The organism is Candidatus Omnitrophota bacterium (assembly GCA_016929445.1).
Taxonomy (GTDB): Bacteria; Omnitrophota; Gorgyraeia; order JAFGIU01; family JAFGIU01; genus JAFGIU01.
On sequence record JAFGIU010000034.1, the window covers coordinates 1 to 9,247 of the forward strand.

The following is a 9,247-nucleotide window of genomic DNA, read 5'->3' on the forward strand; positions in this document are numbered from 1 at the left end:
GAGCCGACCCGGGGCACTTGCAACTCAACCCCGGCCTCTTTGGCTGCCCTCACCAGGCCCTGGCATAACTCAGCCGCCCGGAGCTCAAGGCTGCGGTAAACCGCAGGTCTGAGGTTTTTGAGGGCCGCCAGGCCCGCAGCCACAGTCACCGGATTCCCGGACAAGGTCCCGGCCTGGTAGGCGGGTCCCAGCGGGGCCAAATGCTTCATGATTGCCCGCCGGCCGCCATAGGCCCCCACGGGCAAGCCCCCGCCGATAATCTTGCCCAAACAACTTAGATCCGGCCGGACTCCATAGAGCTCCTGGGCACCACCTGCCGAGACCCGAAAACCGGTCATCACCTCATCAAAAATCAAGACAATCCCCTCCGCGCTGCAGAGCTTGCGCAGGCCCTGGAGAAAACCGGGCTCCGGAGGGATCACCCCCATATTCCCGGCCACAGGTTCCACGATAAGGGCGGCAATTTGACCGGGGTATTTCTTGACGGCGCCAATGACCTCCTGGAGGTCGTTGTAGGGCGCCAGCACGGTCTGTTGGGCCACAAGGTCCGGAACCCCGGCACTCGAGGGCACACCCAAGGTGGTGGCGCCTGAACCTGCGGCAATCAGCAGCTGGTCCACGTGGCCGTGATAGCAACCTTCAAACTTGAGAATCAACGTGCGTCCCGTGTGGGCCCGGGCCAAACGCAGGGCGCTAAGCGCCGCTTCTGTTCCGGAATTGACCAAGCGCACCTGCTGCATGGAAGGCATGCGCTCCTGGATCAGTTCGGCGAATCGAACTTCATTGGCCGTCGGCGTTCCAAAACTCGTCCCCCGGGCTGCGGCCTCTTGGATGGCGCGCACGACAGGCCCGTAGGCGTGCCCCAAAATCAGAGGGCCCCAGGAACCGACAAAATCAATGTACTTGCGCCCGGACTCGTCCCACACAAAGGGCCCCTCCCCCCTGCGCATAAACACCGGGACTCCGCCCACAGCCCCGAAACCCCGCACCGGTGAATTGACTCCACCGGGAATGATCTTCTGGGCGCGATGCCACCAGTTCTGATTACGTTTCGAGGAAACCCGCTTCACTTCTTCCTCCGGATCAAAATTTCCCATTCTCTTTTACTGATTGAATTGACGCAAAGAACCTCTTGGCCTTCATATTCCATTCCCCTGGGCACATCCTCAGCCGCTGAAGGAAAATCAATAATGACCCGCAGGATCTGACCGATATCGATTTCTTCCAAGGCCAGCTTGGATTTCACAAAGTTATACGGACACACTGTCCCCCGCAAATTAATTTCCTTGTCAAAAGGAATTCTGTCTTTCATCGACTCCTAGCTCCTTGTTCAGAAACAAATCTTGAGAATCCATAACAATGCATAAGCAAGAATCAAAGCCAGCAACGGAATCACAATCCAAGTCACGGCGATGCGCACCACATGATCGTTCTGCGCGGTCTTACGAAATCCCGAGCGCGCACAGCTCAGCCCAATAATACAGGCTGTCACCACCTCTCCCAAAGACACGGGAATGCCAAAGCCCGAAGCAGTCAACACGATGGTAGCGCAGATCAACTGAATCATGATAGCGCGGGCCACACCGAGCTCCGTGATCCCCTTACCCACGGTTTCCATCACCCGGTCCCCGAAGAAAATCGCGCCCAGGCCCATCCCTGCAGCAGCCAACAAGGCCGCGGGCCCGGAAAGCAGGTAACCTGCCCCGACCAAAGGTCCCACGGAATTCGCCGCATTATTGGAGCCGGCTGAAAATGCCACATAGCAACCGGCCAGAGTCACAAGGCCCCCGAGCGTACCGCGAATCTTCTTCTCGTCACGCAACTCCGATACCAAGTGCAGAATCTTGAAGTACCACAAATAGCCCAAAACAAAGGACAACCCCAGAGCAAAAAGGGGGGTCAGAATCCACCAGGCAAGAATCACCAAGAACTTGGGGACATTGAGGGCACCGTAGAAAACTCCTGCAGCCACTTCAGCACAAACAATCGCGTGAGTCGTAGCTACGGGAACGCGCAGCCAATTAGCTGCAATTACGGCCGTGGTCGCCACCAGAAGGACAACAACGACGGCGGAGAGATGGTTGTGGAAGACTTCAGGGGAAATGAGCTTGCTGCCCAGGGTGTCAATGACTCGCCCGCCGGCCAACACCGCGCCCAGGACGGCAAAGACCGCAACCAGCCACAAAGAATTCTTGAGAGAGCGAACACCCGCGCCATAAGCAGCCCCCATGGAGGCGGCCGAGTTGTTGGCACCGATATTCATCGCCAAGACAAAAGAAACGGCGATCAAGAAGAGTGTCACGGGAAACTCCTTACAGCATCCGGACTATATCTCGTACCGGGGCTGGGAGTAAGCGTCGATCAATACCTTGGCCACCTCCGGCCGCGTGAATTCAGGCGGTGGTATTTCACCGTTTGAAAGCAACTCTCTCACCTTGGTACCGCTCAGCATGATACGGTCCTCCGGAGCAGGACTGGTTTTGAAGGAGGCCATTCCTCCCGTGCGCTTGCAAAAGAAGGTGTGATCAAACAGGAGAGGCCGGATTCCCAGTTCTTCGGGTTCGAATTCATCAAAGATATAGTGTGCGTCAAAGGAGCCGTAAAAGCTACCCACTCCGGCATGGTCTCTTCCCACAATGAAATGGCTGCAGCCGTAATTCTTGCGCACCAAGGCATGGAAGACTGCCTCACGCGGACCCGCATAGCGCATGGCTGCGTTCCAAATGGACAGCACAACGCGATCCTTGGGGTAGTAATTTTCAATGAGGACTTCATAGCAACGCATCCGCACATCTGCCGGAATGTCGTCCGACTTGGTTTCGCCTACCAGCGGATGAATCAAAAGACCGTCGCAGGACTCTAAGGCACATTTGGTGAGATACTCGTGGGCCCGGTGAATGGGATTGCGGGTTTGAAAACCCACCACCTGCTTCCAACCCCGGTCCGCAAAAAGCTGGCGAGTCTGGAAGGGAGCCAAACGATACTCGCCAAACTGGGCGTACTTGGGTAATTCCAGAACCTCCACAGGGCCGGCCAGCAAGGTGCCCGGCATTTCCAACACCTTAAGCACACCCGGGTGCTCCGCGCTGTCCGTGCCGTAAACCTGCATGGCCTCCTTCTGGCGATCCTGCGGAAAAATCTCCTCCACGGTCAGCACAGCCAACACACGCTCCTGCTGCGGATCACGCAGAGCCACCTGCTGGCCTACCTTAACGCGCGAGGCGATTTCTTTTTCTACAGAAAGAGTCACAGGCAAGGTCCACACGGTGCCGTCGGCCAAACGCTTGTTGTCGATGACAGAGTGATAGTCCTCCTTATTCATGAAACCCTTGATGGGGCTAAAAGCCCCGATCGCAATCTGCTCCAAATCACAGATCTCGCGCGGGCTCAAAGAGACCTGAAAAAGGCTGCTCGCTTTGTCAGCCAACTCTTGACGGAGCATACCCTCCACAAGACGATTCACCAATTCGCCGCCATGGGCTTCAATCTGACGCATAGTCTATCTCCTAGATTTGGTAAGTAAGCGACTCAACGGAGTCTTGAACAATTTCTTCAAAGCTGATCCCGTAGGCGGCCGTATGGACCTCTTCCTTCAGCCGGCCCAAGGCGCGCTCCACGGCAGCAGACCTGCCCGGGATTGTCCCCTTCTCAGCAGAACTCCTCAACTCGGTTTCACCCAGAAGCGGTCCTTCCACCGCAGTGAGCACTTCCCCCAAACTGATCTGGGCAGGGGTGCGCATCAGAGAATACCCGCCCGCAGCCCCGCGACGACTTTCCACCAGACCCGCCCTGCGAAGCTGGCCCAGGATTTGGACCAGATACTTGAGCGGAATATCCTGATTTTGGGAAAGCTCTGCAAGGCGTGTGATCCCGCGCGAGGGATACGCCGCAGCTAACTCATAAATGGCTTTACACGCATAACGGGCTTTGGCGGATAGCTTCAAAATTGCCTCCAGTGCAGTAAATTGCAGCAAAATACTCAAACTCTACAATGTTGATCAACAAAATTTTGATTACTCTAGCGCACATGAAGAACGCTGTCAAGCGATCGCGCCCAGTGCATGAGGGGGGGACGGTTCTCACGTAACTCAACTTATCACATGGGGTAACCGAGACCTGTCCCTGATGAATTGTTCAAAAATTCTCGATGAACTGCAAAAACTTGTCTCCGTACTCCCGCTCGCCGCGCTCGATCCAGTCTTCAGTCCCTCCCACAAGGTCCTTAAGACGCTCGCGCATATCCCCGCGCAAGCCGGCAAGCCTCTGGGCCAGCTCATGCCTGAGCAGCATCCGGCCCTTGATATAATCCTGGAGGGAAACCTGGCCCTCCACATAGCGGTCTTCCAACAGCTTGGCCGCCTCATACTCCTGGGATAACACAACCCGCACCCCGGTCAAGTATTGACCCAAAAGGTCATCCAGTTTCTCATCCCCGATCTTGTTCTCCCGGATCCGGGGTTTGATCTTGAGTGAATACATATCGATGATTTGTTCCAGAAGAGCAATGCTGCGTCCCCTCCACGCATCGTCCAGCTCTTCGGCGGTCTTGCCTTCGGCCTCCTGCTGCAGGGCCATATGGGCCATCATGGTCGCGAGCTTGATCTGCGCCCCGTCCAAACCAACGGCGGAATTGGCTGTGATATCGATTTGGCGCTGCACATAATCCATCTCATTGAGGGCGCCGTCCTGAATGGCCTGGTTCAGACGTTCCAGCTCTTCGGGGGAAGGTTCGACAATAAGCGCCCCTTCGAGCCTCTGTTCCAAGGCAGCTTCTTCCAGAGCCGCCTCCTCCATGCTCTGGGCTCGCGCTTTCAGGGGAGCAAAGAGAGAGCTTTCACGCGGAGACTTCCCCCCTGTGCCATCGTCCGGCACCCCGGCCTCCAAGACTCCGGAGGTCGGCCTCAAGTAGACCGAACGCTCCGCCTCCTCCCGGGCCTCCCCCGCTTGCTCGCTCCCAATGGCCCGAAGCTCTTTGCTGATAAGATTCGTGCGTTGTTCTTCGGAAGTTCCGAAACCGCTGAGTTGGGCGCGGGCGGGAGGTGTAAGAGTCAGCATCACAAAGGTGAGCGCCGTGAGCAACAATGTCCAATTCTTCAAACCCGAATGTACCGGTTGAGCGGGTGTCAGGCACCCGTCGTGCTGCGCAAAGTTTGCTTCTCCGCCATGAACCGTGGCGGATCGCAGTGACGGCCTCTGGTGCCTGATACCCATTTCAAAGCTTTTCGTGTGTTTCACGGCAATATCTCTGCAGGTATTGAAATCCCGGCTACCACAATCTTTCCACTGTGCTTAGGGCCCTCGCCCTTGAGCAAACCCGTTTTGGGACACGCAAAGGTCACTGTGCGCCGGGCCCGCACACACGGTCCCATCAACTTGCCCGTAGTCGCATCCAAACCTGAAGGCACATCCACGGCCAGGACCGGCTTGCGGGACGAATTCACTCTCTCGATGATCTCAAGATAGGGAGGCTTCAAGCGCCCGCTTATTCCCGTGCCTAGCAGCGCATCCACTACCAGGTCACACTGTTCCAGTCTCCGCTCCAAGGCATTGAAGTTTCCGCGCAGTCCAATGCGTTCCGCAGATAACCCCATGGCCTGCACAATGCGCCATTGCACACGGGCGTCTCCCCGGAATCTGCCCGGCGCCGCAGCCACGAGAATGTACACGCGCACACCGGCATTCGCAAGATGGCGGGCAGCTACCATCCCGTCTGCGCCGTTATTGCCTTTGCCGCAAACAATACAGACACACCGGCGCGGCATCGGCTTCAGGAGTTTCGCCGCTTCCTCAGCCACAGCACGCCCGGCATTCTCCATTAGGAGTAAACTGGGAATTTTGAATTCATGAACAGCCCGCTGATCCAATTCCTGCATCTTGCGGGCACTAACAGGAGAGTATTCTAGCCTGCGCATGCGTAGAGGCGGTAATCCGCTTTGGGAAAGAGATTGTCCCGGGACTCTACTTCGGTGAGGGCGTTTTCGTCGATGGCATTGTCGCGCACTTGACTGTAAAGACGATTGAATCGCCCGATATGCTGTTCAACACGTCCGTTGGCATAATCCGTATGCGTGCCGGTCTTGAGGATAAAGGCCCAGTCACTGGACTGCGCCAACAGGAGCTCCCGAACCATTTGGTTCAAAGCCCTCTCGCGTACGCCGCTGGCTTCGGGAAATTCTTGCGCCACTTCCACCATACGCTCTACAGCCTTATGCAGATGCCGGTAAATATAATCATTGGAACCCTCCAACCAAACCTCGTGATAGCCTTTATAGCCCCAACTCGACATGGAGGGCTGCATCACTTGGTTCTTAGGGTAACGTTCCAGGTATTCGCTGGGCGTGATCAACTGGACCTCTTTCTGGTCACAGGCCATCTTGCGGAATAGAAAGTCGATCCAATCCGGGCCTTCATACCACCAGTGCCCAAAGAGCTCGGCGTCATAAGGCGCCACGACAATGGGCGGCCGGTCCATGAGGCCGCGCAAATAGCTCATCTGCTGTTGGCGATTGTACATAAAGTTACCGGCATGTTCCGCGGCCCTGCTGATTGCAGCCACAGAATCATAGGGTTCCTTGTGCACCGTGGGACCCGTGATACGGTAGTACTTGATACCCAAGTTATGCCGGTCTCCAGCTCCGTTAAAGTAGGGGCTCACATACTCATAATCCAAGTCAAAGCCCACATCCCGGTAAAAATCCCGGTAATAGAAATCTCCGGGATAACCCTCACGCGCGCTCCACACGCTCTTGGAAGACTCGGTATCCCGGCCAAAAGCTGCGACTCCGGAACGCGTATAGTAAGGCGCATACACCCCGTACTTGGGCCGCGGCGATCCGAACATGATCCCGTGGGTGTCGGTAAAGAAGTAGCGAATACCAAACTCTTTCAGAACCTCTTCATCGCCGGGATTGTATCCGCACTCCGGCAACCAAATCCCGCGCGGCGCGCGTCCTAAAGCAGACTCATAGACCTGCACACCCGTACTGATTTGGGCGCGTACGGAAGCACGCTGGAGCATATTGGGCAAATACCCATGTGTGGCGGCGCAAGTGATGATCTCCAGCTTTCCTGAATCTTGCTGCCTGCGGAAGCCTTCAACCAAATCACAACCATATTGCTCCACATAGGTTTGACGGGCACGCTCAAAGCGATGCAAGTACATGTGCGCCAAGCGCTGGAAGGTGGGCTCAAAACGCGTGCGCTCGGTCTCCAATCGCGCCAGCTCAATCAAGCGTTCAATATGCCGCACATAACGCTGCTGCAACAAGTCGTCTTTGAGCATGGAGATCAAGGTGGGCGTCAACGACATGGTCAAACGGTAATCAATTCCGTCATGACACAAACGCTCCATCACCCAAAGCAACGGGATATAGGTCTCTGTAATGGCTTCGTAAAGCCAGTCCTCTTCGAGAAAATGCTCGTGTTCAGGATGGCGCACATAGGGCAGATGCGCATGCAAGACCAAGGATAAATAGCCGGTGGGTTCTGATCTCATCTCTTAGAAACGATCCTTCATTTGGTGATCGACCTGGCAGGTCACACCACGGGTTTCCACTCGGTCCGAGGACGTGGCCGTCACAGGCACACGATGTTCTCCTTCAGGCAAAGCAAAACGGAAGGTAAAGGTACCGTCACTGCGCAGCGGCACTCTTTCGCCGTTCACCAGGACCTCGGCATCCGGCTCCGTACCTCCATAGAGAATCCACTCTGCTTTGACCCAAAACGAAAACTGCCTTCGGCGATCGACCCTTATGCCTACCGGACGGCCGGAGGGCATCTCACTAAACAAAGACTCCGAACTCAAAATCTCCTGCAGTCTTTCACGAAGGAGCTGTTGCAGTTCCATCGAGGAATTGGCCCTGGGAAAACCGCCGGCAGCACCCAACAATCTCCAGTAGTCTTCCTCTAAACACATCCACTCCTCATCCACCTTATCCGAAGGCCCGAAGCTGGGTGTGGAGACCCGGTTGGAGCGCACGAGCGGATAAAACCCCCCGTTCACGCCCAAGAGTCCCAACTCAACCAAAAAAGAACGGCCCGGCTCGCCCACATCCACATACCAATTCTCAGCGGATTCATCCACGTGAAGATCAAAATAACGATTCGCATTGGAACCAGTGAAATTCACACCGGTCACGTCATAGATGCGCAAGACCGAAGACCGGGGAGGATCCCCCTGGCTAAGCATCTTGGAAACCAACTGTTCACGTTCTTCGGGACGAACCTCCCAATAGGTGTAAAGCCACCAAGGGTCTCTCACCATCAATACAATCCGATGATCCCCGTAGCGCGGGGGCAGGCTTTCCCAATCACTGAGATCAGTCCTCGGGGAACTGCCGATCGCCTCGGATGGAATCTGGCCCATCAAGTAGGCCGTAGAAATCAGCGGAGGTTCTTGAGAGCGCTGAGAAACCTCTCGAGGGGGCGTTACGGACTCAACCGATTGCTTGGGTTCGGGACGCTCGTTGACTGCGGGCCGGGGTTTGACTGCGGGTTTTGGCTTTGAAGAAGCCTTGGACTTTTTCACTACTCCCCCCTTTGTCGTCGTCTTCTTGGCAGAGACGCTACGACTGACCGTGCGGGTCGTGCTTGCCTTGGACTTGGCAGCCTGAGTCGATGTCTTGAGCGCAGGGGCAGTGCTCGTCTGAGGCTTGGAAGAATGCGAATTCTTGAGGAGCGCATCCACGAGCTGAGCCTTGGTCATCTTAGAACGGCCCACAACACCTGCCTGGGTCGCGATTGCCAACAAATCAACCCGAGTCTTTTGCTCCAGCCCTTTCTTGTCCATGGCCATGCTTAATCGCGAAGCACGCTGTTTCGCTCCGGTCACGGTTTTCTTCATAGTGGCACGCGCGGTTGTACGCTTTGCCATTCCTGCCCCCTTGGTCCGTTTCATTAACAGTGTAACTCCCCGGTAAATTATATTTTACGAAATCCTTCTTGTCACTCCATAATCTTCATCATAATGACAACTTTAGAAGAATGAACCGGGAAAATCCTCAGCCGGCCGTTCGGGTTAAGCGCAGTTGGCCGCAGGCCGCCGTAACCTCAGTCCCCCGGGGACGGCGCAGGTTCACAATCGCCCCCTGCTTCCTAACCCGCTCCTGGAATTCGAGAACCACCCCCTCTCCAGGCGCGCCGTAGCGGCTCTCCTGAACCGGATTCATCGCGATCAGATTCACGCGGGCCCCCAAACCGGCCGCCAATCTCCCCAATTCCGTGGCCTCCTTGACCGAGTCATTGACCC

At 56.1% G+C, this 9,247-nt stretch carries 10 protein-coding genes; all 10 read right to left on the minus strand.

Going from position 1 to position 9,247, the window contains the following annotated elements:
• Positions 1–1,097, minus strand: a 1,097-nt coding sequence (locus JW937_02835; protein ID MBN1586346.1) for a glutamate-1-semialdehyde 2,1-aminomutase, incomplete at its 3' end; no start/stop codon positions are given.
• A complete protein-coding gene (locus tag JW937_02840) occupies positions 1,067–1,300 on the minus strand; it encodes a sulfurtransferase TusA family protein (GenBank protein MBN1586347.1) in 234 nt (77 codons plus the stop codon). The genes JW937_02840 and JW937_02835, both read right to left, overlap by 31 nt.
• 30 nt (positions 1,301–1,330) lie before the next feature.
• A complete protein-coding gene (locus tag JW937_02845; protein MBN1586348.1) occupies positions 1,331–2,302 on the minus strand; it encodes an anion permease in 972 nt (323 codons plus the stop codon).
• Positions 2,303–2,326: 24 nt separating this feature from the next.
• The gene (sat, locus tag JW937_02850; GenBank protein ID MBN1586349.1) at positions 2,327–3,496 is read right to left on the minus strand and encodes a sulfate adenylyltransferase; all 1,170 of its coding nucleotides are present in this window, start codon (positions 3,494–3,496) and stop codon (positions 2,327–2,329) included.
• A 10-nt stretch (positions 3,497–3,506) separates the two neighbouring features.
• Positions 3,507–3,944 (minus strand): Rrf2 family transcriptional regulator, encoded by a 438-nt coding sequence (locus JW937_02855; GenBank protein MBN1586350.1) that lies wholly within the window; start codon positions 3,942–3,944, stop codon positions 3,507–3,509.
• Between the two features lie 190 nt (positions 3,945–4,134).
• Positions 4,135–5,235 (minus strand): hypothetical protein, encoded by a 1,101-nt coding sequence (locus JW937_02860; protein MBN1586351.1) that lies wholly within the window; start codon positions 5,233–5,235, stop codon positions 4,135–4,137.
• Positions 5,232–5,873: an NAD(P)H-hydrate epimerase gene (locus tag JW937_02865; GenBank protein ID MBN1586352.1), complete on the minus strand. Its 642-nt coding sequence runs from the start codon at positions 5,871–5,873 to the stop codon at positions 5,232–5,234. The genes JW937_02860 and JW937_02865 overlap by 4 nt, the downstream gene beginning before the upstream one ends.
• 26 nt (positions 5,874–5,899) lie before the next feature.
• Positions 5,900–7,495 carry a DUF1957 domain-containing protein gene (locus JW937_02870; GenBank protein MBN1586353.1) on the minus strand — a complete coding sequence of 532 codons (1,596 nt, stop codon included), beginning with the start codon at positions 7,493–7,495 and terminating at the stop codon, positions 5,900–5,902.
• Between the two features lie 3 nt (positions 7,496–7,498).
• Positions 7,499–8,872 (minus strand): DUF4912 domain-containing protein, encoded by a 1,374-nt coding sequence (locus tag JW937_02875; GenBank protein MBN1586354.1) that lies wholly within the window; start codon positions 8,870–8,872, stop codon positions 7,499–7,501.
• A 127-nt stretch (positions 8,873–8,999) separates the two neighbouring features.
• Positions 9,000–9,247 (minus strand): 23S rRNA (adenine(2503)-C(2))-methyltransferase RlmN (locus tag JW937_02880; GenBank protein MBN1586355.1); only part of this gene is annotated, 248 nt, incomplete at its 5' end.

Excerpts from the sequence above, each read along its gene's own strand:
- sat (MBN1586349.1), bottom strand. The coding sequence starts at position 3,496 with ATGCGTCAGATTGAAGCCCATGGCGGCGAATTGGTGAATCGTCTTGTG.
- JW937_02865 (MBN1586352.1), bottom strand. The coding sequence starts at position 5,873 with ATGCAGGAATTGGATCAGCGGGCTGTTCATGAATTCAAAATTCCCAGT.
- JW937_02870 (MBN1586353.1), bottom strand. The coding sequence starts at position 7,495 with ATGAGATCAGAACCCACCGGCTATTTATCCTTGGTCTTGCATGCGCAT.
- JW937_02875 (MBN1586354.1), bottom strand. The coding sequence starts at position 8,872 with ATGGCAAAGCGTACAACCGCGCGTGCCACTATGAAGAAAACCGTGACC.